General features: G+C 70.4%; 20 protein-coding genes. 10 read left to right on the top strand and 10 right to left on the bottom strand.

Features of this window, described 5'->3' with window-relative positions:
- Nucleotides 1-63: 63 nt before the first annotated feature.
- Entirely contained in the window at nucleotides 64-819 is a 756-nt protein-coding gene (locus tag ACFV6H_RS25940) for a DedA family protein (RefSeq protein WP_385546387.1), read from the bottom strand.
- Nucleotides 819-1,610, bottom strand: coding sequence for an MBL fold metallo-hydrolase (locus ACFV6H_RS25935; RefSeq protein ID WP_385546384.1), 792 nt, complete (start codon nucleotides 1,608-1,610; stop codon nucleotides 819-821). Before ACFV6H_RS25935 ends, ACFV6H_RS25940 begins: the two co-directional genes overlap by 1 nt.
- Before the next feature lie 318 nt (nucleotides 1,611-1,928).
- On the opposite strand from ACFV6H_RS25935, the gene ACFV6H_RS25930 reads away from it, so the two are divergent.
- From ACFV6H_RS25930 to ACFV6H_RS25920, 3 genes are all read left to right on the top strand, one after another.
- The gene (locus ACFV6H_RS25930; RefSeq protein WP_384786677.1) at nucleotides 1,929-2,333 is read left to right on the top strand and encodes a hypothetical protein; all 405 of its coding nucleotides are present in this window, start codon (nucleotides 1,929-1,931) and stop codon (nucleotides 2,331-2,333) included.
- Nucleotides 2,334-2,416: 83 nt separating this feature from the next.
- A complete protein-coding gene (locus tag ACFV6H_RS25925; protein ID WP_385546381.1) occupies nucleotides 2,417-4,585 on the top strand; it encodes a phage holin family protein in 2,169 nt (722 codons plus the stop codon).
- Nucleotides 4,586-4,670: 85 nt separating this feature from the next.
- Nucleotides 4,671-5,060: a hypothetical protein gene (locus tag ACFV6H_RS25920; protein ID WP_384986657.1), complete on the top strand. Its 390-nt coding sequence runs from the start codon at nucleotides 4,671-4,673 to the stop codon at nucleotides 5,058-5,060.
- Between the two features lie 503 nt (nucleotides 5,061-5,563).
- Here ACFV6H_RS25920 and ACFV6H_RS25915 read toward each other — a convergent pair.
- The 6 genes from ACFV6H_RS25915 to ACFV6H_RS25890 all read right to left on the bottom strand — a co-directional run bounded on the left by ACFV6H_RS25915 (nucleotide 5,564) and on the right by ACFV6H_RS25890 (nucleotide 12,915).
- The gene (locus ACFV6H_RS25915) at nucleotides 5,564-6,826 is read right to left on the bottom strand and encodes a sulfite oxidase (protein WP_385546378.1); all 1,263 of its coding nucleotides are present in this window, start codon (nucleotides 6,824-6,826) and stop codon (nucleotides 5,564-5,566) included.
- A 319-nt stretch (nucleotides 6,827-7,145) separates the two neighbouring features.
- Nucleotides 7,146-8,714: an AbgT family transporter gene (locus tag ACFV6H_RS25910; protein WP_384986659.1), complete on the bottom strand. Its 1,569-nt coding sequence runs from the start codon at nucleotides 8,712-8,714 to the stop codon at nucleotides 7,146-7,148.
- 75 nt (nucleotides 8,715-8,789) lie between these two features.
- A complete protein-coding gene (locus ACFV6H_RS25905) occupies nucleotides 8,790-9,803 on the bottom strand; it encodes an alpha/beta hydrolase family esterase (RefSeq protein ID WP_385546374.1) in 1,014 nt (337 codons plus the stop codon).
- Between the two features lie 381 nt (nucleotides 9,804-10,184).
- Nucleotides 10,185-10,958, bottom strand: a complete 774-nt coding sequence (locus ACFV6H_RS25900) for a creatininase family protein (protein ID WP_384786363.1) — start codon at nucleotides 10,956-10,958, stop codon at nucleotides 10,185-10,187.
- Nucleotides 10,955-11,722, bottom strand: a complete 768-nt coding sequence (locus ACFV6H_RS25895) for a FadR/GntR family transcriptional regulator (protein ID WP_385546370.1) — start codon at nucleotides 11,720-11,722, stop codon at nucleotides 10,955-10,957. The genes ACFV6H_RS25900 and ACFV6H_RS25895 overlap by 4 nt, the downstream gene beginning before the upstream one ends.
- 86 nt (nucleotides 11,723-11,808) lie before the next feature.
- Nucleotides 11,809-12,915, bottom strand: a complete 1,107-nt coding sequence (locus ACFV6H_RS25890) for a LacI family DNA-binding transcriptional regulator (protein WP_385546368.1) — start codon at nucleotides 12,913-12,915, stop codon at nucleotides 11,809-11,811.
- Nucleotides 12,916-13,224: 309 nt separating this feature from the next.
- On the opposite strand from ACFV6H_RS25890, the gene ACFV6H_RS25885 reads away from it, so the two are divergent.
- The 5 genes from ACFV6H_RS25885 to ACFV6H_RS25865 all read left to right on the top strand — a co-directional run bounded on the left by ACFV6H_RS25885 (nucleotide 13,225) and on the right by ACFV6H_RS25865 (nucleotide 20,975).
- Complete coding sequence (locus ACFV6H_RS25885) at nucleotides 13,225-14,523, top strand: ABC transporter substrate-binding protein (RefSeq protein ID WP_385546365.1); 1,299 nt, start codon at nucleotides 13,225-13,227, stop codon at nucleotides 14,521-14,523.
- Between the two features lie 9 nt (nucleotides 14,524-14,532).
- On the top strand, nucleotides 14,533-15,537 hold the full coding sequence (locus ACFV6H_RS25880; RefSeq protein ID WP_384786351.1) for a carbohydrate ABC transporter permease: 1,005 nt from the start codon (nucleotides 14,533-14,535) through the stop codon (nucleotides 15,535-15,537).
- A gap of 35 nt (nucleotides 15,538-15,572) precedes the next feature.
- Complete coding sequence (locus ACFV6H_RS25875; RefSeq protein WP_385546708.1) at nucleotides 15,573-16,439, top strand: carbohydrate ABC transporter permease; 867 nt, start codon at nucleotides 15,573-15,575, stop codon at nucleotides 16,437-16,439.
- Between the two features lie 37 nt (nucleotides 16,440-16,476).
- Complete coding sequence (locus ACFV6H_RS25870; RefSeq protein ID WP_385546361.1) at nucleotides 16,477-17,772, top strand: glycosyl hydrolase; 1,296 nt, start codon at nucleotides 16,477-16,479, stop codon at nucleotides 17,770-17,772.
- Between the two features lie 170 nt (nucleotides 17,773-17,942).
- A complete protein-coding gene (locus ACFV6H_RS25865; protein ID WP_385546358.1) occupies nucleotides 17,943-20,975 on the top strand; it encodes an alpha-mannosidase in 3,033 nt (1,010 codons plus the stop codon).
- Between the two features lie 134 nt (nucleotides 20,976-21,109).
- Here ACFV6H_RS25865 and ACFV6H_RS25860 read toward each other — a convergent pair whose 3' ends face one another.
- Nucleotides 21,110-21,397: a hypothetical protein gene (locus tag ACFV6H_RS25860; RefSeq protein WP_385546355.1), complete on the bottom strand. Its 288-nt coding sequence runs from the start codon at nucleotides 21,395-21,397 to the stop codon at nucleotides 21,110-21,112.
- Nucleotides 21,398-21,544: 147 nt separating this feature from the next.
- On the opposite strand from ACFV6H_RS25860, the gene ACFV6H_RS25855 reads away from it, so the two are divergent.
- Together ACFV6H_RS25855 and ACFV6H_RS25850 are read left to right on the top strand one after the other, a co-directional pair.
- On the top strand, nucleotides 21,545-21,850 hold the full coding sequence (locus ACFV6H_RS25855; RefSeq protein ID WP_093604256.1) for a 4a-hydroxytetrahydrobiopterin dehydratase: 306 nt from the start codon (nucleotides 21,545-21,547) through the stop codon (nucleotides 21,848-21,850).
- Nucleotides 21,851-21,897: 47 nt separating this feature from the next.
- Nucleotides 21,898-22,845 carry an AraC family transcriptional regulator gene (locus ACFV6H_RS25850; RefSeq protein ID WP_385546352.1) on the top strand — a complete coding sequence of 316 codons (948 nt, stop codon included), beginning with the start codon at nucleotides 21,898-21,900 and terminating at the stop codon, nucleotides 22,843-22,845.
- A gap of 73 nt (nucleotides 22,846-22,918) precedes the next feature.
- Here ACFV6H_RS25850 and ACFV6H_RS25845 read toward each other — a convergent pair whose 3' ends face one another.
- Nucleotides 22,919-23,749, bottom strand: coding sequence for an aldo/keto reductase (locus ACFV6H_RS25845; RefSeq protein ID WP_385546349.1), 831 nt, complete (start codon nucleotides 23,747-23,749; stop codon nucleotides 22,919-22,921).
- Between the last annotated feature and the right edge of the window lie 19 nt (nucleotides 23,750-23,768).

The following is a 23,768-nucleotide window of genomic DNA, read 5'->3' as shown; positions in this document are numbered from 1 at the left end:
CGGCAACGCGCTGATACGGCGACGCGGTGGCGCGTTGCACGGACCGGCTCCTCCGGCCGCGCTTCACGTCTCCTGTCCCTCCGGGCCCTGCCGTCCCTCGGGGCACTTCCGTTCCGTCGAACCCTGCCGTTCCGTCGAACCCTGCCGTTCCGTCGAACCCTGCCGTCCCGTCCGGTCGGAGCCGCCCGTACCGTCGGCCCGGTTCGGGCCCCGGACTCTGCGCCAGAGCACCGGAGCGGCGCTCAGTACCACCGTCAGTACCACCGCGGCGAGCACGCCCTGCCAGGGCTCGGCGAAGAGCGAACCGCCGAGCACCCCGATGAGCTGGTACGTCGCCGCCCAGGCCAGACAGGCCGGTATGTCGCCACGGGCGAACCGCCGCAGCGGCCACTCCGCCAGCAGACAGGCCAGCATCACCGGAACCCGCCCGGCGGGCACCAGCCGGGAGAGCACCAGCACCGTCACTCCGTGCTCCCGCAGCTTGAGCTGGGCCTGCTCCAGCCGGTCGGGCGGCGCGTGCCGGCGCAGCGCGGCCAGCCAGCGCGAGCCGTTCTTCGAGCCGACGCCGCGCTTTCCCAGCCAGTACAGCGCCACATCGCCGAGAAAGGCCGCGAAGGCCGCGACGAGAAACACATAGACCATGGAGAGCGGCGAGGTCTGATGGAACGCCACCACCGCCGCCGAACTCACCACCGCGCCCGTCGGCACCACCGGCACCAGCGCGCCCAGCGTCACCAGCAGAAAGACCGACGGATAACCGACGGCCTGCTGTGTCGACTCGGGCGGCAGCTCGGCGAGCCGGGATATGAACCCGACCATCACACACCCACTCCCGGGCGCGCGCTCTCGCCGTGCCGCAGCAGATGCACGGCCACCTCGGGAGCGAGCCGGGCCGCCTTCCGTACGAACTCGTCGCCCGGCGCGTAGAACTCATGCGGCCGTACGCCGTCCAGACCGATCGGCCAGTACGTACCGAAATGCACCGGTACGGCCGCGCGCGGCGCGAGTTGGGCCAGCGCCTGTGCCGCGCGCCCTGGATCGAGATGGTCAGGACCGAGATGAGGGCCCCAGCCGCCGACCGGCAGCAGGGCGACATCGACCGGGCCCACGGCGTCCGCCATCCCGTCGAAGAGCCCGGTGTCACCGGCGAAGTAGGTCCGTGACTCACCGCTGATCACATAGCCGAGCGCGGGGGAGCGGTGCGGTCCGAGCGGCAGCCGCCGGCCGTCGTGGCGCGCGGGCACGGCCCGTACCCGCAGCTTCCCGATCTCCACCTCGTCGCCCGCGACGACCTCGGTGATCCGCAGCCCGGCCGGATTTCTGCGGGCGTCGAGCCGTCTCAGCGCCGGAACGGACCGGTCCGCACCTCGCGGCACGATCAGCCGTGTGCCGGGCGTGAGCCGGCTCAGCGAGCGCGGATGGAGATGGTCGGAGTGGAGATGGGAGACCAGGACCGCGTCGGCGATCGTCGCCTCCGGCGGTGGTACGGGCCCGAGCCTGCGGCGCAGATGCGCCAGCCTGCGTACGAAGAGCGGGTCCGTCAGCACCCGTACGCCCGAGTCCTCGACCGTGCAGGTGGCATGGCCCCACCAGGTGATGACAGTTCCCAACCCGATCTCAGCTCCGACCTCGGCAACGCCCGCCGGCTCCGGCCACCGGCTCCCTCCGCCCGCCCCGGGCGCGATCTCCGCACTCAGCGTACGGTGGCCGGCGCGCGGGCGGGCAGGCATGGCGACAGCCCAGTACGACAGCCCAGTGCGCGAGCCCTGTGTGCGAGCCGTGCGCGCGGGCCGGATGCGCCTGGCCGCGCGCCCCTTGCCCGCCGGGTACGCGCCTGCCCTCCGAGGGCCCCCTCGGAGTAGGGTCTGCGGACGAGGCCGAGTGCGGGAGCGGTTGGGGGAACAGCCATGGACGACGTACGGACAGCCATGGACGATGTACGGGTGGCCGCGATCGCCAGCCTGACCCCGCTGGAGGAGCTCGACCGGGATCCCTTTCTCGTGGACACCCGAGGCCAGCACGCGATGTGCGCGCGCTGGGCCGAGGACAAGGGCTATGTCGTCACCAGGCAGCTGCTCCTCTACGGACTGCGGCCCAGCCACCGCGGACTGTGGGTGGATGTCGACGCGGGACTGGTGGATCTGTTCGTCGCCGCCAATGAGCGGGTGCTCGACAGGGCGCTCACATCGGTGCGGGCCTTCGCCGCGGAGTGCGAGCGCAGAGGCGTACGGCTGGAGACCGTCGGGCTGGACGAACCGCCCTACGACGCCGCCATGAAGGCCGGTGTCCACCGCAGGATGTCGATGCCGACGGCCGGCTACGACGGCCGCTGACGCCCGGGGCCCGCCGCGCGCTGTGCGAGGCTGGGCCGGAGCCCGTGGAGGTGCACGGGCCCGGACGTGAGGTGACAGGGGAAGTGCTCCAGGGGCGGTGGCGTACGACGGGCTTGGCCCTGCTGCGGGTGATCGTCGTATGGGCGGTGTCCTCGCTGACCATGCTGGTCCTCGCCGGGATCCTGCCGGACTTCCGGCTCCAGTCGGGCGACGGCGAGAGCATCACCAAGGTCGCGCTCACCGCGGCCTGGGGCGCGGGCGCGTTCGGTCTGCTCGGCGCGCTGGTCTGGCCTCTGCTCGTACGGGCACTGCTGCTGGTGCCCGCGCTGGTCCTCGGTCTGCTGGTGTTCTTCCTCAACGGCTCGCTGCTGCTGTTCGCGCTCTGGATCATTCCCGTCGGCCAAGGTGCGGCCAACGCGGAGACGGCGGTGGTGGTCGCGGCCGTGATGTCCGCCGTCGCCTCCGCGACCTCCACCGGACTCGCGGTCGGTGACGACGACGCCTACCGGCGCAGGCTCTCGCGCCTCGCCGACCGGCGGCGGCGCAGAAGCGGCGAGGACGGCCGGCACGGCGGACAGCCCGGTACGGTCTTCCTCCAGCTCGACGGAGTGGGCCACCGGGTGCTGGAGGACGCCGTCGCCGAGGGCGTGATGCCTCATGTCGCCGCGTGGCTCGGCGAGAATCCGACCCACCGGCTGACACCGTGGCGTACCGACTGGTCCAGCCAGACCGGCGCCAGCCAGCTCGGCATCCTGCACGGCACCAACCACGATGTCCCGGCCTTCCGCTGGTACGAGAAGGACAGCGGCCGGATCATGGTCAGCAACCGGCCCGCGAGCGCCGCCGTGCTCCAGCGCCGGGCCATCGAACGCACCGGTGACGGCGGGCTGCTCACTCTCGACGGCGCCAGCCGCGGCAATCTCTTCAGCGGCGGCGCCGACCAGCTCGCGCTGGTGCTGTCGATGGCCGCGCGGCGCGGCAGGGCCAACCGCTCCCGCGCCGGCTACTTCGCCTACTTCTCGGATCCGGCCAACGCCGTCCGTACGGTGGTCTCCTTCGTCGCGGACGTCGGCCGTGAGATCGGCCAGTCGACACGGGCGCGGCTGCGCGGCGACCGGCCGAGGGTGAGCCGGGGCGGGCTCTATCCGTTCATCCGGGCCTTCGCGACCGTCGTCGAGCGCGATGTGGTGGTCGCGGCCGTCCTGGGCGACATGCTGGCGGGACGGACCGCCGTCTACGCCGACCTCGTCGCGTACGACGAGGTGGCCCATCACTCGGGACCGCACAGCAAGGACGCGCTCCGGGTCCTCCGGCGTCTCGACCGCTCGGTCGGCCTGATCGCCAGGGCGGCCGAGCACGCGCCGCGCACCTACCGGATCGTGCTGCTCTCCGACCATGGCCAGAGCCCGGGAGCGACCTTCGAGCGCGTCTACGGACTCACCATCAGGGATCTGGTCAGAGCGGGCTGCGGACTGCCCGTACCGCGCAGGGCCCAGCGGACGAAGAGCGGCGCCGAGGCGCGCGACGCCGCACGCCACGCCGTACGCTCCGCACTCCACCGGCCGGAGCGTGAAGGGACCGTGGAGCCGGCGGAGCCGGGCTCGGACCCGGTCGTGCTCGCTTCCGGCAATCTCGCGCTGATCTCTTTTCCCGATGTACCGGAGCGGATGAGCCGTGAGCAGATCGACCGGCGCCATCCGGCGCTGCTGCGCACTCTGGCCAGCCATCCTGGGATCGGCTTCCTGCTGGTACGGAGCGAGGAGTACGGCTCGGTGGTGCTCGGGCCGGGCGGCGCGGAGGTGCCGGTCGCCGAGCTGGACGACACGGGACCGCTGGCCCATATGGGTCCCGGTGCGGCCGACGCCGTACGCCGTACCGACTCCTTCCCGCATGTCGCGGACATCATGGTCAACTCGATGTACGACCCTGCGACCGGGCAGGTGCACGCTTTCGAGGAGCAGATCGGCTCGCACGGCGGGCTCGGCGGCGAACAGTCGGGGGCCTTTCTGCTGTCGCCGCTGGTGCTCTCGGCGCCGGTTCCCGCGCGGAGCGAGAACAGCGGCGGTGACGGTCACGATGGGCGGGACGGTGGCGGTGAACTCGTCGGCGCCGAGGCCGTGCACCGGGTGTTCAGACGCTGGCTCCGCGAGGGCAGTGGACCTCAGGTGCCGCTGGGCACGGTGAGCGCCGAGGCGGCGAACGTGTGGTCCACCGAAGTACAAACTGCCGAAGGCGAGCTGGACTCGGCATAGCGCTCATCCCCCATGCGAGCGATTTCCGCCGGTAGCAGGACACGCCACGGCGGTACCTGGGCAGAGGACGCATGTCCAGGAGGTCGTGCCCATGTACCATGCCGCGCCCGCTGTCACCCGTGCCGCAGCCGCTCGGGCTGCCGCCGCGCGGCGGGCCGGGCTGGTGACGCTGCTGGTACTGATCGCCTTCCTGGGCATGTCGCTCGGCCCTGGCGTCCCGGCGGTGCGAGGCACGGAGCCTCCGCCTCCGGCCTCCGCCACCCGGGAGCCCGCGGGCGAAGGCCAGCAGGATCCGGCCGAGACCGAACAGAAGACCGCTCCCGGCAGGACGGAGCGGGCCGGCGGGCCGCGCCTGCACCCTCTGACGCACGGCGGATCGCACGGCACGGAGCCGACTCCGTACGCCGACCGGTGCGCTCCGGCCGGACCGCCGCGCGAACCGGCGTTCCCACGCTGTGTGGTGCTGCGCTGCTGACAGGTTCCGGCACCGGGCGCGTTGTGCGCGCCAAGTGCCTTCAGAACGTCAGCAGTTGATTCAGCTCCAGCTCACAGTGAGGACACAGCCATGCCTATTGACCCCTTCGCCGCACTGAACGCCCTGCTGCGCGCCGAGGCCGCCCGTGCCGACGCGTCCCGTCGCCGAGCCTCGGGCTCGGGCTCGGGAAGCTCGGTGGGTTCGGGAGGCTCCGAAAGTTCGGCGAGCTCGGGAGGCTCGGGAAGTCCGGCACGGTCCCCACGGTCGGCGGCCTCCGCGCGTCCGGCGGGCGCCGGACATGACACCGAGCCGGTAGCCGCCGTGGACCGCGCGGCCACGGACAGGAAGTGGAGGCGCGGGACTCCGCGTCCGTAGCGGTCCGGCGCCGCCACGCGGCCGGTCGCGCCCGCCTTCCTGGGACGCGACCGGCCGTACGGCGCGCCGGAGACTGCCGGCGAATCAGCGGACCGTTCTCGCTCGGACGATGATTTCTGACGGCGGTCTCAGACAACGGTCACTTCGTGGCGTACGACGGCGTCGAAGAGATAGCCCTGCGTGTTGTGGACCGCGACCTCGGGCTGCCGGCGACCGCTGCGGTCCGTCGCGCGCGCCAGCAGTACGGCCGTGCCTCGCTCGCGCGGGATCCACTCGGTGGTCCAGCGGACCCAGCTTCCGTGCCGAGGCGTGTCGCGCAGCCGCGCGTGGTGCCAGTGCGCGCCGCCGTCGGTGCTGATCTCCACCGACCGCACCGGCGCACCGCCCGACCAGGAGCGACCCGTCAGCACCTGCCGCTGCCCGGCGGTGACGGTGGCGCCTCGCTCCAGTTCGAAGGCGCTCTTGAGGCTCTGTCTGGTCAGCGGCGCACTGCCGTCGGCCGGATACGCGTCGCCGAACAGCCGGTAGAGCGTGGTGTTCCACGGGCTGTACAGCGGCTCGTCGCTCACCTCGATGTCACCGAGCCACTTGATGTTCGAGATACCCACCCAGGACGGGACGATCAGCCGCACCGGATATCCGTGGTCGGGCGGCAGCGGCTCGCCGTTCATCTCGTACGCGAGTATCACATCGTCCAGCGCCTTCGCCAGCGGCAGCGGCCGACGCACCCGGCCCAGATTCACACCGTCGGTGATGACCTCGGCGTCCAGACCGCGCGGCAGGATGTCCACGGCGCCACGGGTGAGGCCCGCGCGGCGCAGTACGTCCGCGAGCCGCGCTCCGCGCCAGCGTCCGACGCCGATGGCGCCCAGGGTCCAGGCCGTACCGCTCACCTGCTGGTTCTGCTGGGTGGTGTAGTAACTGCGGCCGTTGCCTGCGCACTCGATGAACGCGGTACGGGTGACGGACGGCAGCGCGCGCAGATCGTCGTAGCCGAAGTCCACGGCGGGACCGCGCAGCCCGCTGCCCCAGACCGTCAACTTCCAGTCCTCGGCGGCGAGCTGCGGTGTGATGGTGTGGTTGCGGACGAAGAAGTGGCCGGCGGGAGTGAGCGGGCCGGTGGAGCGCAGGGCCGCGAAGTTGGTCTCGGCGTTGGTGCCCCGGACGGTGAAGACGTCGGACGGCAGCGGCTTCACGATGCCGGGCGCGGCCAACGGCGTCGCGGCTCGCGCGGTCGTCCGGCCCACCGTGAGGGAGCCCGCGGCCGAGGCGGTCGCGAGGAGCTTGAGGAGAGTACGGCGTTCGACACCGGCGGATCGCGCGTGGCCGAGGTGCCACTGGCGCAGTCTCGTCCGGTCGTACGCGGACTCGGTCGGCGGAACGGGCGGCATCGGCGCTCCTTGAGAGGGAGAGATCCGTAGGGCGTCGGCAGCGTCGCAGCGGCTCCTTCGCACGTCAACCACCCTCCTGGCCCGTCGAGTTGCCCGGACGGGCCGGCTCGCGCACGCGCCGCGCCGGCCCGTACACCGGCTCCGACCTGCGCCGGAGCGCTCGGAGCCGATGCGTGTACGACGCTTCGGCGACGGCGCCGGGCGCGCGGCCGATTTCATCAGGCCGCAATACAGCCCGGGCGCGGTACGGGCGCGTTACGGGGGAGGGCGCCATGGACGCGGCTCCCTCCCCCGTGAACGTGCTGGGCACACTCGTGAGTCAGCGCACCGGAGCGCCCGGGCCGAGCGGTATGCCCGTGGCCCACCAGACCAGGAACAGCGCCGTCCACGCCAGTGTCATGGTGACAGCCAGCGGGAGTGTGTACGAGGCCAGTGTGCCGATGCCCGCGTTCTTGCGGTAACGCTGGAGGAAGCCCAGCGCCATGATGAAGTACGGGCTCATCGGAGTGATCGCCGTCGATCCGGAGTCCGCGATCCGGAACAGCGCCTGAGTCGTCTCGGCCGGGACGCTGACGAGCATCAGCATCGGCACCAGGACGGGCGCGGCCAGTGCCCACATCGCGGATCCGCTGGTGACCATCACATTGACCAGCGTCAGCAGGACCAGGATCAGCAGGAACACCAGCACGATCGGCATCCCGCTCTGCTCCAGCGCCTCGGCGGCCCTGACCGCGAGCACATCGCCGATATGCGTCCAGTCGAAGTACGCGAGGAACTGGGCGATCGCGAAGAACAGCACCAGCACCGGCGCCATCTGCTTGACGCCCTCGGCCATCAGCCTCGGTACGTCGCCGGGCGAACTGATCGAGCCCGAGCGGTAGCCGTACACCGTGCCCACCAGACCGAAGACCACCGCCACGACCGCCGCGATCCCGTCCAGGAACGGCGAGTCCACGATGCTGCCGCCCTCGCCGCGCAGCGGTGACGCCTGCGGCAGCATGACCGCGACGACCACCACGAGCGTCGCCAGCAGGGTGAGCACGGCGCCGCGCAGCGCCGAGCGCTCCCGGGCGCTGAGGGTGAGCGCGCCGAGGTCTTCGAGCTCGGCGTCCGGGTCCGCGTCGAGATCGGGCCGCCGGCTCAGTACGAACTTGGTGACCAGGGTGATGACGGCCGCGAGCAGCACCGACGAGGCGATGTTGAAGAACCAGTTGCTCAGCGGCGAGACATAGGCCGCGTCACCGCCGACGATCCGCGCCGCCGCGGTGGTGATGCCCGCGAAGATGGCGTCGTTGGGCGTCGGGATCGGGCTCGCGTCGTAACCGGAGGCGATGGCCGTGTAGGCGACGACGACACCGAGGATGGGCGAGCGGCCCACCGCGCGGAAGGCCAGACCGCCCAGCGGTACGAGGATGATGTACGCGGCGGCCGAGGCGACATGGGCCACCGTGCCCGCGAAGGCGACGGCGAACACCACCCAGGAGGCCGGCACCCGCGAGACGCTGACCCGCATCAGCGCCGCGAGGAAACCGGTGCGTTCGGCCACGGCGACGCCCATGATGACCACGACGATGGTGGCCATCGGCGGGAAGGTGGCGAAGTTCTCGATCATCGTCGAGACGGCCATGGCCAGGCCGTCGCCGCTGAGCAGATTCTGGACCGCGACGGTCTTGTGGTCGCTGGGCGAGACGACCGAGACATCGGCCGCCGCCAGCACGGCGCTGACGACCGCGAGTACGGCGGAGAGGATCCAGAACAGCCAGAACGGATGCGGCAGCGCGTTGCCGGCCCGTTCGATGACGGCCATCGCGCGGACGACGCGCGGCAGCCGGGTCTCGTCGCCCGGTGGCGCGGGTCTGCCGGGTGGCGCTGGGGTCGAAGTGGTCATGGGAGCGGCTCCTTGCTCGGTTCCTGAATCGGCGGGGACGGGACTGATCTGCGGAGGGCTGTTTTCCCGGCGGGCTCAGCGGTGGGACGCGGGGGAGTGGTGGGACGCGGGAGTGCGGAACTGGCGCAGGAACTGCCACATGACCTCGTGCGCCTCGATGGTCTGGGTGGTGTATCCGCCGCCGCTGTAGCTGTCGGCGCCGGGCCAGGTGTGACCGCCGTCGGTGACCGCGATATGGCGGACCTCGGCGCCGCGGTCGCAGCCGCGCCAGCGCGAGACGGTGATGTCGGAACCGATCACCCGGTCACGGGCGTGCGTGTCACAGCCGTTGCGGTCGGCCCAGCCGGCCACCCAGTCCTGGATGGCGGGCAGTCCGCGGTCGGCGTCGCCGGCGTACGGGATGGTCGCGTCGCCCGTGCCGTGGAACTCGATGACCGGCACGGGACGTGACGGCTCGCACTTCTCGCCGGTCGGGTAGAGGGCGGCGGCCACGGGAGCGATGGCGGCGATCCGGTCTGCCGCGTGGCAGGCCAGCAGCGTACCGACGAAGCCCGCGCCGTTGGACTTGCCCGTGGCGTACACCCGCCGTTCGTCGACGCAGAGTGTCGCTTCGAGACGGTCGAGGAGGTCCTCGGTGAACCGGACGTCGTCCACACCGGCCGCCGCGTACGGCGCGCCCTGCCATGCCTGACGGTCGCCGTCGCCGGTGCCGATGACACCGTCCGGGTACACGACCACGGCCGGGAGTGTCGAGAGCTTGGAGAACTCCTCCGTCCCGGCGCCGGTGTTGCCGCGGCCGTGGAAGGCGAGGATCAGCGGCCAGTCGCGCTTCTCGGCGTAGTTGTCGGGGAGATGGAGCTGGTACGTACGGTCACGGCCACCGCTGCTGAGGGTCCGCGACGCGCTCGTACCGGGCTGCTGAGGCGCGGGCAGCCGGCAGGCGGACTTCGACGGCTTCGAGGGCTTTGAGGGCTGAGACGGCTTCGACGTGGTCGCGGCCGTGGGGACGGCGGCGGTCGCGGTCCCGGTCGCTCCGACGCACAGGACGAGGCTCACGGCGGCTGTCGCCATCCGTTGGAGGGAGTTCATGGCAGGCTCCTTCTGCCGGACGCCTGAGGCGGACGGCCGGCTGGTTTTCGGGCAGGGGTGCCCCATGCTGCGGGGCGGGATCGCGTGATGGGCGGGCGACGGCCGATACGCGACGGGCGTTGTGCGTTGTGTGTGGTGCGTCCGCGGTGTGCGGTGTGCAGTGTGCGGTGTGATGTGGTGCGGTCCGACGCGATGCGGCGGGCGCTGTGTGTGGTGCGTTGTGTATCGCGTGCTGTGCGTTGTGTGCTGTGCGGGAGGTGTCGTACGGGAAGGTGCTGTCTACGGCACCACGCTCGCCCTTACGCCTTTACGGCCTTGCGGAAGGACGGGCAGGGCGGGTGCGTGATGCCGTACGCGGGTGGAGCGGTGGCGAGTCCGGTGTCAGACGTCCAGCCACTCCTTGACGAAGGCGACCAGACGGACCACAACGGCGTCGACGACCGCCTGTCCGTCCTCGGCGGTCGCCCGGCGCGGGTCACCGAGGATGCCGTTCTCACTGATCCGGTCGTAGCGGACGGCGAGCGCGGGATGGCTGCCGTGGCGCGAGAGCCGGGGGAGCGGATCGAGCTGGGAGGTGGACGTCGTACCGGCCACGAGCCGGTCGGTGTGCACCAGTTCAGGAGCGAGATGGAGCATCTGCGCGGTCTCGGCCTCACCGCTGTGGCCGTGCACCTCGCTGACCTCCATCCCGGACACGACATCCGCGGCCAGCGCGGTGACGGGTGACCAGGCGAACTGGAGATCGGGACGGGTGGTGAGCAGATCCTGCGCCACCGTGGCCAGTGTGGCGTTGTTGCCGCCATGGCCGGTCACCACGAGTATCTTTCGCCAGCCGTGCCGGTGGAGGCTCTCCACATACTCACGGACCACCGCGGCCAGAGTCGTGGTGGTGAGAGTGACCGTGCCCGCGAAGGCGAGATGGTGCGGCGACACACCGACCGGCAGCGGAGGACCGATCACCGCGCGCCCGGCCAGTGCGGCGGCCACCCGGTCGGCCACTCCCTCGGCCCGGACGGTGTCCGTGGCCAGTGGCATACCGGGACCGTGCTGTTCGAACGCGCCCGCCGGGATGATCACCACAGGGCTCGCGGTGACCGCCTCGGCGGCCTCCAGTGTCGTCATCTCGGCCAGCCGCAGCGGCGGTCGGCCGCTCACCGGACCACGCCCGTCTCCGCGCCTGTCTCCACGTCGGCCTCCGCGCCCGTCTGCGCGTCGGCCTCCGTACCGGCTTCCGTATCGGTCTCCGGGAAGTCGGCCGCGAGGACCGCCTCGCGGATGGACCCGAGGTGTTCCCGGGTCAGCCGCTCGGCCGCCTCGGCGTCTCCGTCCCGTACCGCCGCGAAGATCTCCACATGCTCCGCGTGGTCCCGCGCGCGGTCGTTGTAGCGGTGCCGGATCTCGACCTGCTCCCGCGCCCTGACCTGGAGCAGCGCCTCGACGGCCTCGCGCAGCAGCGCGTTGCCGCTGGCGGCGGCCAGCGCCACATGAAAGTGGACCGACTGCCGGAGCGACTCCTGAGGCGGATGCAGCGCGTTGGTGGACGCCGCCTCCAGCCGTGCCACGGCCTCCGGCACCCGGGTACGGGCAGCGGCGGCGGCCACGGCGGGCTCCAGGACGAGCCGCGCCTCGACCAGTTCGAGCACCGACTCACGGCTGCCGCGCGGGAGATGCGGATTGGCGAGCAGCCGCCGCTCACTGCCGGGACCTACATACGTACCCGAGCCGTGCCGGAACTCCACCACGCCGGTGGCCTCAAGTCTGCGCAGGGCCTCGCGGACCGTGGGCGTGGTGACGTCGAACCGGCGGGCGAGATCCCGGGAGGACGCCAAGGCGTCCCCGGGAACCAGCCGTTCGGTGCGGATGATCTCGACGATGCTGTCCGCGAGATGCTCGGACAGCGACAGTTCACTGCGACTCATAAAGTGAATAGATCACTTGATCTCTTGGGGTGTCAATGGTCGTGACAAGAATGATTTTCGGCCAAGCGGAAGGTGCCAGGAAGGTGTCAGACAGAGCCTGGTGCCGGGCCTGTGCTCTCCCGCTCGATCAGCGCCGGCAGCGGTACCTGTACGGTGCGTGGCTCGCCGCCGTCGAGCAGCGCGGCCAGCTCGCGCGCCGCGATCCGGCCGAACCCGATCGTGTCGCGGGAGAGCGCCGTCAGCCAGGGCCGTACCAGCCGGCACAGGGCCGAGTCCTCCCAGGAGACGACCGAGACATCGCCCGGTACGGAGAGACCGAGCTCCGCCGTGACCGCCGTGCCGGCCGCGGCCATCACATCGTTGTCGTAGATCAGGGCCGTCGGCGCTCCGGCCCGCGCCAGGACCCGACGGGTCACCGCCGCGCCCTGGGTGTCGGAGTAGTCCGTCGTCAGCGAGCGCACCTCGGTCAGTCCGCGCCGGCCGACCTCGATCCGCAGCGAGCGGATGCGCCGCTCGGTGTGCGCGAGCGAGGGAAGCCCCGCGATATGGACGATCCGCCGGTGGCCCAGCGCGTACAGCCGGTCGACCACGGACGCCATCGCGCCCGCGTCGTCGGCCCGTACCTGCGAGAGAACCGGATGCGGACCGGCGTCGCTGTCGGGCAGCGCGCCGATGACGACTCCGGGCAGGCCCAGCCCGTCCAGCAGCCCGGGCCGCGGATCGTCGGTCCTGGGATCCACGACCAGGACGCCGTCCACCCGGTGCTCCGCCCACCAGCGCCGGTAGACCGCGCACTCGGCGTCCATGTCCTCCACCACCTGGAAGAGCAGACCGAGTTGACGGTCTGACAGGATCTCCTGGATGCCGGAGATGAGCTGGAGAAAGAACGAGTCCACGCCGAGGCTCGCCGCGGGCCTGGCCAGCACCAGCCCGACCGTGGCCGAGCCCTCGCCGGAGAGCGCCCGTGCCGCCGTACTGGGCCGCCAGCCGAGCTGTTCCGCGACCCGGCGGACCCGGTCCCGCGTCGCCTCGGAGACACCGGGCCGGCCGTTGAGCGCGAAGGAGACGGCGCTCTCGGAGACACCGGCGCGCCGGGCGATGTCCTTCATGGTCGGACGGCGCGCCGGAGTGCGTCTGCGCGCCGGACCTTCGCTGGCCGGACCTTCACTGGCCGACGGCCGGTTCGCTGCCATCCGCGTGCCCCTTTTTCCCGTACCTTCCGGCCGTACCGGACGAGCCGTGTGGACTCTGGACTAATGCGCTTGAGTCCGAGCATCCTAAAGCGCATTAGTCATTCGTACAAGGAAACCGGCCGAGCGGCCCTGAGCTGCACTGATGATGTTCCCTTTGTTGTCGTCCCTGATGTCGTCCCGGTTTCGGCGGGCGAATGTGTTGACTTTGCTCCGGACACCTTGCAAGGTCTGCGGGGAATAAGCAGCCGGCGGCCCATGGCTCCGGCTCGCCGCCGGCACGTCCGAGTCCGAGCAAAGGAGCCGTTCACCGTGCGCATCTCCCGCAGAGCAGCCGCCGTCGCCGCTGTTCTCGCCGCCGTCCTGCCGCTGAGTGCCTGTAGCAGTGGGGACACCGGCACCGAGGAGTCCTCCGACGCCTCAGGACCCATCAAGGGCCAGATCTCCTTCCAGACCTGGAACCTCCAGGCCAACTTCAAGGACTACTTCAACGGAGTCATCGAGGACTTCGAGAAGAAGTACCCGGACACGAAGGTGAGATGGGTCGACCGGCCGGCCGAGGGCTACGCCGACAAGCTCAGCGCCGACGCCGCCGCAGGCACCCTGCCGGATGTCGTCAATGTCTCCCCCGACCAGCTCGCCCCCTTGACGAAGGCCGGGCTCACGCTGGACCTGGACAAGGACAAGACCGCGGCGGCGTTCCGCGAGGAGTATCTGCCGGACGCCTGGAAGAGCCAGCAGATACCGGGTGTGGAAGGGACGTACGGCTTCCCCTGGTACCTCAACACCGGCCCGATGTTCTACAACAAGCGGCTCTTCGAGGAGGCCGGGCTCGATCCCGAGAAGCCGCCGACCACCTACGACGAGGTCTTCGCCGCCGGACTGGAGATGGCCGAGAAGACGGACGGCAAGATCGCCACCCTCGGCCAGGTGCCCACCATCGAGGACTTCGGCCGCTACGGCGTCCAGCTCGTGAACAAGGAGGGCACCGGCTTCGCGTTCAACGACGCCAAGGGCGTGGAGATGCTCACCCGGTACAAGGAGCTGTTCGACGCCAAGGCGCTCGATCCGCAGGCGCTCACCGCGAGTCCCGAGTCCACGGGCGCCAAGTTCCTCACCGAGTCCGTGGCCATGAACCCGGGCAGCGCGCTGGACCTGGAGAACTTCAAGAAGCAGGCGCCGACGCTCTACAAGAACATCGGCATCACCGACCAGGTCACCAGCACCGGCAAGGTCAACATGTATGTCATGGGCGTGATGGTCAACTCCAAGACCAAGGAGAAGCCCGCCGCCGTGGCCTTCGCGCACTTCGTGACCGACGCCACCCGCCAGATGTCGTTCGCCAAGCAGGTCGCCATCTTCCCGAGCACCAAGGGCTCGCTGGACGATCCGTACTTCACCAAGGAGGACGGCACCGACGAGACACGCGTACGGATCGCCGCCGCCAAGTCCCTGAAGAACGCGGTCAATTACACACCGGTCCTGTTCAGCGAGCAGATGAAGACCGAGCTGCGCAACCAGGTGGCGAAGGCGCTGCAAGGAAAGCAGAGCCCTCAGGAGTCGCTCGACCGCGCTGTCGAGGCCTGCGACAAACTGCTCAAGCAGAGCTGAGCCGAGCACATGAAAAGCACCACCGCACTCGGGGCGCATGCCCCGGACTCCGCCGCGGCGGGGCTCGCATCCCGGAGCCCCGGCTCCGGCCGCGGGTCCCGCCGTGGGCCGGGCCTCGGATCCGGCCGGGTGCCCGGCCGTGGCATCCGTCGCCAGCTTCCCTTCAGCCCCTGGCTGTTCGCCGCGCCGGGACTGCTGATCGTCGGCGCGTTCAGCCTCTATCCGTTCTTCAGCACCCTGGTGAACTCCTTCACCGACCGGCGCGCCCTGATGCCCGGCCGGTATGTGGGACTCGCCAACTTCCGTGAGCTGCTCGACGACGAGATGTTCTGGATCGGGCTGCGCAACAGCACGCTGTATGTCGTCGGTGTCGTCCCGGCGCTGGTCATCCTGCCGCTGCTGCTGGCGTTGCTCGTCCAGCGGCATATCCCGGGCATCGCCTTCTTCCGCGCCGCCTTCTACACACCCGTCGTCGCCTCGATCGTCGTGGTCGGGCTGATCTGGGTATGGATGCTGGACGACCGTGGGCTGATCAACTCCGTACTGGAGACCGTGGGGATCGGCAGGATCGGCTTTCTCAGCGACCAGTGGCTGCTGCTGCTCAGCGCGATGGCCGTCACGGTCTGGAAGGGCCTCGGCTACTACATGATCGTCTATCTGGCCGCTCTGGCCAACGTACCGCGCGAGCTGCACGAGGCCGCCGCCGTGGACGGTGCGGGAGCCGTACGCCGCTTTGTCACCGTGACCGTCCCGGCCGTCCGCTCCACGATGGTCCTTGTCGGGGCGCTCTCCTCGGTCGCCGCCTTCAAGGTGTTCTCCGAGGTCTATCTGATGGCGGGACCCAGCGGCGGTCCCGCGGGCGAGGACACCACTCTGGTGATGCTCGTGCAGCGCGTCGGTACGGGACTGACCGGCCGGGTCGGCTACGCGTCCGCCATCTCCGTGGTGGTCTTCGTCGTCACGGTGGCCCTGATGCTGCTGGTGCTCCGCGCCGACCGCAAGGAGGACGCGTGAGCTTCCCACCCCCCACGACGACCGCGACCACGGACATGTCTGCCCGTACCCGTACCTTCAGCGACGCCGATGGGCGGCGGATCGCGCCCTGGCAGCTCGTGGTGCGCTATGTCCTGCTGCTCGCCGTGCTGGCCCTGATGGTCGGCCCGTTCCTCTGGCAGCTCTCCACCTCGCTCAAGGGCCTGCGCGAGGACATCTTCAGCTCTCCGCCGACGTTCCTCCCGAGCGATCCGACTCTCGACAACTACGGCCGCGTCGCCGACACCATCCCGGTCTGGGATTACGCCTTCAACTCGCTGAAGGTCGCCCTGGCCAGTGTGGTCACCAACTGTGTGGGCGCCGCGCTGGCCGGCTACGCGCTGGCCCGGATGCGCTACCGCGGACGCCGGGCGGCGACGCTGGCGTTCATCCTCGCCATGCTCGTGCCCGTCGAGGGCATCATCATCGCCCAGTTCACCACCATGCGGGAACTCGGTCTGAACAACACCCTGGTCGGCGTGCTGCTGCCCGGATCCATCAGCGCGCTGAACGTCCTGCTGATGCGCAACGCCTTTCTCCATCTCCCGCAGGAGGTGGAGGAGGCGGCCTATGTCGACGGAGCCACGGTCTGGCAGCGGTTCCTGCGGATCGCCCTGCCCTCGGTCAAGGGCACCCTCGCCGTGGTCGCGATCTTCGCCTTCATGGGCGCCTGGGACGACTTCCTCTGGCCGCTGATCGTCCTCAGCGATCCGGAGAACTTCACTCTGACCATCGGACTGAACTATCTGCACGGCACGTTCGCCAACGACGAACGGCTGGTCGCGGCGGGCACGATCATCGCCGTACTCCCGCTCATCGGGCTCTTCGCCTGTCTCCAGCGCTACTTCTTCCGAGGCGTCGGCGAAGGCGCCGTCAAAGGCTGACGGACACCGCACCCAGAACCAGGACAACGTTGCCAGTATGAGCACTTCCGCACCACCCGCGCCTTCCGCACCCGCGTCCGCGCCTGCGTCCGCGCCGCGTTTCGGCGTCAACTACACGCCCAGCCAGGGCTGGTTCCACCACTGGCTGGACTTCGATCCCGACGCCGTACGTGCCGATCTGGACTCCATCGCGGAGCTCGGCCTCGATCACATCCGGGTCTTCCCGCTCTGGCCGCTCTTCCAGCCCAACCGCACCCTGATCAGGCCCCGCGCGATCGAACAGCTCGTCCAGCTCGCCGACGCGGCGGCCGAACGCGGACTGGACGTCAATGTCGACGGACTCCAGGGCCACTTGTCGAGCTTCGACTTCCTGCCCGCCTGGACACAGACCTGGCACCGCCGAAACATCTTCACGGACAACGATGTCGTCGCCGGACAGGCCGAGTATCTGCGTACGCTCGCCGTCGCGCTCGCCGACCGGCCCAACTTCATCGGGATGACCGTCGGCAACGAGATCAACCAGTTCTCCGGGCCGCCGCATCCCGATCCCGACCTCATCACTCCTGCGCAGGCGGCCGGCTGGCTCCACCGGATGCTGGAGGCATGCGAGCAGGGAGCGCCAGGCAAGCTCCATCTGCACGCCGAGTACGACGCCGCCTGGTACCAGGACGGGCACGCCTTCACTCCGGCGCACGCGGCGAGGATCGGTGCCGTCACCGCCGTGCACTCCTGGGTGTTCAACGGCACCGCCCAGCGGTACGGCCGTACCGGCACCGCCACCGAGCACCACGCCGCCTATCTGATCGAGCTGGCCAAGGCCTGGGCGCTGGAGCCGCACCGGCCGGTCTGGCTCCAGGAGGTCGGTGCGCCCGCGCCGGTGATCCCGGCCGAGCACGCCGCCGCGTTCACCGAGGCGACCGTGGCCAACGCGCTGGACTGCGCCGATGTCTGGGGCATCACCTGGTGGTGCTCGCACGATGTGTCGCGCTCGCTCGCCGACTTTCCGGAGCTGGAGTACAGCCTCGGTCTGCTGACCAACGACCGGCAGGCCAAGCCCGCCGGACGGGCCCTCGCACGGATCGTCGAGGAGTGGCGCGGCAGACGGTACGCGCCCGAGGTGCGCACCACCGCGCTCGTGGTGGACACCGGGGACGACGACGCCGTGCCCGCCCGTGCCGTCTGCGGTCCCGGCGGAGCGTTCTTCGAGGCCTTCGCCCGGCTCACGGCGGCCGGTGTCCGTCCGAGCGCGGTCCTTGCGGGCCGGGCCGGGGACAAGGAGCATCTGGCGATGCGCGGTATCACCGAGGTCGTCCATCCGGACCAGGTCGGCTGATCCTCCGATCCCGGGTACACCTTCCCGTAGCCCGTAGCCCGTAGCCCGTAGCCCGTAGCCCGTAGCCCGCGACCTCGTACTCCGTATACCGTCCCTGCCGGCCGCCAGCAGGTCGGCCACTGGCCACCCGCACTCACCGCACCTCTCACGCACCTCAGGAGCGTTCCCACATGCACGACGACCGCAGCCTGGTCGAAGGCCGCCTCAAGCGGGTCCTCGACGAGCGCATCCGGCCCGCCGTATATCCCGAATCCGTACCGCTCGACATCGCCGTCTGGACCGCGCCGGGAGAGCCCGTACCGGTCGAGGAGGGCCTCGCCGGCCCGACCACGCCGATCGCGGTCGGCGACCGCTGGGGCGCGCCCTGGGGCACGAGCTGGTTCCGCGTCTCCGGAACCGTCCCCGAGCGGTGGGCGGGCCGCACCGTGGAGGCCCTGCTCGACCTCGGATTCGACGAGAACATGCCGGGATTCCAGTGCGAGGGCCTGGTCTACCGGCCCGACGGCTCTCCGGTGAAGGGCCTCAATCCGCGCAACCAGTGGGTACGGATCGGCGCGCCCGTCGCGGGCGGCGAAGAGGTGCTGCTGCATATCGAGGCCGCGTCCAACCCGGTGATCCTCGACTATCACCCGTTCCTGCCGACCACGCTCGGCGACAAGGAGACCGCGGGCACCGAACCGCAGTACACGCTCGCGCGGATGGATCTCGCCGTCTTCGACGAGACCGTCTGGCAGCTCGTCCAGGACCTTGAGGTGCTCGGCGAACTGATGGCCGAGCTGCCTGTCGACGGCGCCCGCCGCTGGGAGATCCTGCGCGCCATCAGCCGCGCGCTCGACGCGGTCGACCTCCAGGACGTGGGCGGCACCGCCGCCGCCGCCCGGGAGCGGCTCGCCGAGGTGCTGGCCGCTCCGGCGCCGTCGACCGCGCACCGGATCAGCGCGGTCGGCCACGCGCACATCGACTCGGCCTGGCTGTGGCCGCTGCGCGAGACGGTCCGTAAGGTGGCCCGTACGACGGCCAATATGACCGCCCTGCTGGAGGACGAGCCCGAGTTCGTCTTCGCGATGTCGCAGGCGCAGCAGTTCGCCTGGATCAAGGAGCACCGGCCCGAGGTCTACGCCAAGGTCAAGAAGGCCGTGGCGGAGGGCCGGTTCGTACCGGCCGGCGGTATGTGGGTCGAGTCCGACACCAATATGCCCGGCTCCGAGGCGATGGCCCGGCAGTTCGTCCATGGAAAGCGTTTCTTCCTGGACGAGTTCGGCATCGAGAACGACGAGGCGTGGCTGCCCGACACCTTCGGCTTCGCCGCGGGACTGCCGCAGATCATCAAGGCCGCGGGATCCAAGTGGCTGCTCACGCAGAAGATCTCGTGGAGCAAGATCAATAAATTCCCGCATCACACCTTCACCTGGGAGGGCATCGACGGGACGCGGATCTTCACGCACTTCCCGCCGATCGACACCTACAACTGCTCGATGACGGGCGCCCAGATCGCCCATGCCGCACGGAACTTCAAGGAGAAGGGCGTCGCCAGACACTCGCTCGCGCCGACCGGGTGGGGCGACGGAGGCGGCGGCACCACCCGCGAGATGGTCGCCAAGGCCGCCCGGATGCGCAGCCTCGAAGGCTCCGCGACCGTCGAGTGGGAGACGCCCGGCGCCTTCTTCGCCAAGGCCGAGGCGGAGCATCCGAATCCGCCGGTCTGGGTCGGCGAGCTCTATCTGGAGCTGCACCGCGCCACTCTCACCAGCCAGGCGAAGACCAAGCAGGGCAACCGGCGCAGCGAGCATCTGCTGCGCGAGGCCGAGCTGTGGGCCGCCACCGCCGCCGTACGGACCGGCGCCCTGTATCCGTACGAGCAGCTCGACCGGATCTGGAAGACGGTGCTCCTGCACCAGTTCCATGACATCCTGCCCGGCTCGTCCATCGCCTGGGTGCACCGCGAGGCCGCGCGGACCTACGCACGTGTCGCCGAGGAGCTGAACGGGATCATCGACTCGGCGCAACGCGCTCTCGCCGGCGATCCGGCCGGTTCCACGGCCCTGCTCTTCAACTCCGCGCCGCACGCGCGCGGTGGTGTCGCGGCGGGCGCGGCGGGAGCTGCCACCGGCGGCGGCAGCGCCGAGCTGCTGCCGCGCGAGGGCGGCGGTTACATGCTCAGCAACGGTCTGCTGGAGGTCGAGATCGACAGCCGCGGACTGGTGGTGTCGGTCTACGACATCAGCGCGGAGCGCGAGACCGTCGCTCCCGGCGAGGCGGCCAATCTCCTCCAGATCCATCCCGACTTCCCGAACCAGTGGGACGCCTGGGACGTGGACGAGTTCTACCGGAACACCGTCACCGATCTCACCGATCTCGACGAACTCACTCCGGTCGAGGGCACCGGCGCCGCCTCCGTCCGTCTCGTCCGCACCTTCGGCGCGTCGAAGGTCACCCAGCTTCTGACGCTCGCGCCGGGAGTCAAGCGGCTCGACATCGACACCGAGGTCGACTGGCACGAGACCGAGAAGTTCCTGAAGGCCGCGTTCCCGCTGGACGTGCACGCCGAGCGCTATGCCTCGGAGACGCAGTTCGGCCATGTCTACCGGGCCACCCACACCAATACGAGCTGGGAGGCCGCCAAGTTCGAGGCCTGCAACCACCGCTTCGTCCACCTTGATGAGCCTGGCTGGGGTGTCGCACTGGTGAACGACTCGACGTACGGACACGACGTGACCCGTACGGTACGGGCCTCGGACGCCGGTACGACCACGACGGTGCGTGTCTCGCTGCTGCGCGCGCCGCGCTTCCCGGACCCGGAGACCGACCAGGGCGTGCACCGCTTCCGGCACGCCCTGGCGCCCGGCGCCTCCATCGGCGACGCCGTCCGCGAGGGCTACCGGATCAATCTGCCGGAGCGCAGGCTCACCGGAGACACCGAGGTGGCACCGCTGGTCACCGTCGACAACGATGCCGTCGTCGTCAGCGCGGTGAAGCTGGCCGACGACGGGAGCGGCGATCTGGTCGTACGGCTCTACGAGTCGACCGGCGGACGGGCGAAGGTCCGCGTCGGCCTGGGCTTCGAGGCCACCGGGCTGGAGGTGACCGATCTGCTGGAACGGCCGCTGCGGGACGGTGTGGAGCGGCCGGAGCTGACGGACGGCGCGGTACGGCTGTCGCTCCGCCCGTTCGAACTGATCACCCTGCGGCTGACACGCGGCTGATCCGTCGGCCGACGGGGCCGGACGGATACGTGGGACGGGCGCGCCGGAAACGGAGCGCCCGTCCCACGGGCGCCCTGCTCCCGGACGCCCTGCTCCCGTGGCTTTCGTGGCTCCCGGGACGCCGGGCCGCCCGCTCACCGGTCCTCCGCCTTCCCGCCGCCCGGCGCCGGGCCCAGCGCCTGGGTGGCGACCAGATGCAGGAAGTCCCGCTCGTTGCCCGCCAGTCCGGCCGCGGTCAGGGCCGCGTCCGCCTCGGCGAGAGGAGCCGCCAGCAGCGGCGCGGCGAGCGCGGCCTGAAGCGGATCGTCCAGCACCGCCCGTACGGCCGCCATGAGCCGCAGATAGGCCTGGGCCGCGCTGTACTCGCTCGCCGTGCCGGACGTACTGGACGTGCCGGACGTAGTGGATGTGGTGGTGGTCATACCGGCTTCCTCCCCATGGATCTGTCGGACCATCAAGTCTTGACCATGGGTCTGACATCCCGCCCGATGCCCGGGACACGACGTATCGTCGGCCGCGTCGCCTCCCGTGTCCCCCATGTCCCCACATTTCCGCAAGGAGCTTCGCCCATGGCCACCGAACCGCTGTCCCCGCAGGAGATCGAGGCACGGCTGCGAGACTTTCCCGGCTGGTCCCTGACGGACAGCCGTCTCGCCCGTACCTACCGGCTCGGCAGCCACTTCGCCGCGACCGCCATGGTCGTCCATGTCGCCCGGATTCAGGAGGAGTTGAACCATCACTCCGATCTGACGCTCGGCTATCACACCGTCGCTCTCGCCGTGCACACCCATGACGCGGGCGGCGCCGTCACCGTGAAGGACTTCGCCCTCGCACGGCGTGTCGAGGAGATTGCCCCGGCACACGGCGCGAACTGATCGGTGCGGCGACGAGTCGCCTGCCCGGTGCATTTACGCTGGTGACCATGGACGTACTCGCCGGACTCCTGGACGGACCGCGGGCCCGGGGGGCTTTTCTGCTGCGCATGGTGATGGAGCCGCCGTGGTCGGTGCGCATCGAGGACCGCGCTCCGCTCTGTCTGATGTGCGTCACCCGAGGCGAGGCGTGGATCGTCCCGGACGGCGGCGCCGAGCCGGTGCTGCTGCGGCCCGGAGATGTGGCGATCGCCCGTGGCCCCGAGCCGTATCTCACCGCGGACAGCCCGCTGACCGCGCCGCGCGCGCTGATCGGTCCCGGCGGTGTCTGTCACACGCTGGAGGGCGAACCGCTCGCCCAGTCCATGCATCTGGGCGTACGGACCTGGGGCAACGCTCCGGACGGCGGTACGACCGTACTGATCGGGACGTACCAGATGGACGGTGAGGTCAGCCGACGGCTGCTGGACGCCCTGCCCTCGCTGATCCAACTCCCCGCCACCGCCTCGAACAGCCCGCTGATGACGGTCCTGGACGAGGAGATCTCGCGGGACGAACCCGGGCAGGGCGTGGTTCTCGACCGGGTGCTGGATCTGATGCTGATAGGTGTGCTCAGAGCGTGGTTCTCGCGGCCTGACGCCGAGGCTCCCGGCTGGTACCGTGCCATGGCCGATCCGGCGGTCGGCAACGCCCTGCGGCTCCTCCAGAACGAGCCGGCCCGTCCTTGGACGGTCGCCACTCTCGCCGCCGCGTGCGGAGTCTCCCGGGCCGGACTCGCGCGCCGCTTCGCCGAACTCGTCGGAGAGCCGCCGATGGCGTATCTCACCGGCTGGCGGCTCGCGCTCGCCGCCGATCTGCTGCGCGGTACGGACGCGACGGTCGAGTCGGTGGCCAGAAAGGTCGGCTACAGCGGCTCGTTCGCGCTGAGCGCCGCCTTCAAACGCGTACGGGGTGTCAGCCCGCAGGAATACCGCGCGGGCGCCGCGACAGGTGCGTAGGCCCTATGGACCTCGCGCCGCGGCGCCCGCGCGCCGTGTGTGGCCTCGATCGCCGGACGGGCCCGGCGCCGGCTCAGACGTTGAACGTCGCCGGGTCCGGGCCGAGACGCCTGCCCTCGTCCAGCGCGGCGAACGCCGCCAGATCGTCCGCGTCCAGCTCGAAGCCGAAGACGTCGATGTTCTCCTGGATCCGCGACGGCGTCACGGACTTGGGGATCACCACATGCCCGAGCTGGAGATGCCAGCGCAGCACCACCTGCGCCGGAGTCCGCTCGTGCTTGCGCGCGACCGCCACCACCGTCGGCACCTCCAGCAGTCCCTTGCCCTGGCCCAGCGGTGACCAGGCCTCGGTGGTGATGGAGTGCTCGGCGTGGAAGGCGCGGGACCCGGTCTGCGGAAGCTGCGGATGCAGCTCGATCTGGTTGACGGCCGGGACCACGGAGGTCTCGCCGATCAGCCGCTCCAGATGCGCGGGAAGGAAGTTCGAGACACCGATGGCCTTGGCGCGGCCGTCCGCGTGGATCTTCTCGAACGCCTTGTACGTGTCGACATAGGTGCCGGCGTCGGGCCTCGGCCAGTGGATGAGATACAGGTCGACATAGTCCAGCCCGAGCTTCTCCAGCGAGGTGTCGAAGGCGCGCAGGGCCGACTCGTATCCCTGGTCGCTGTTCCACAGCTTGGTGGTGACGAACAGTTCCTCCCGGGCGATCCCGGAGGCGGCGATGGCCTGGCCCGTGCCCTCTTCGTTGCCGTAGATGGCGGCGGTGTCGATGCTCCGGTAGCCGGACTCCAGGGCGGTGGCGACCGCCTTCACCGCCTCGGCGTCCGGTACCTGCCAGACGCCGAAGCCGAGCTGGGGCATCTCGATGCCGTTGTTGAGGGTAAGCGTGGGGACCTTGCTCACGAGCGGTCGATCCTTACGT

The organism is Streptomyces sp. NPDC059743, assembly GCF_042732975.1.
GTDB lineage: Bacteria > Actinomycetota > Actinomycetes > Streptomycetales > Streptomycetaceae > Streptomyces.
Note: the sequence above shows the minus strand (reverse complement) of the source record. Positions and strands in the feature narration are given on the sequence as shown.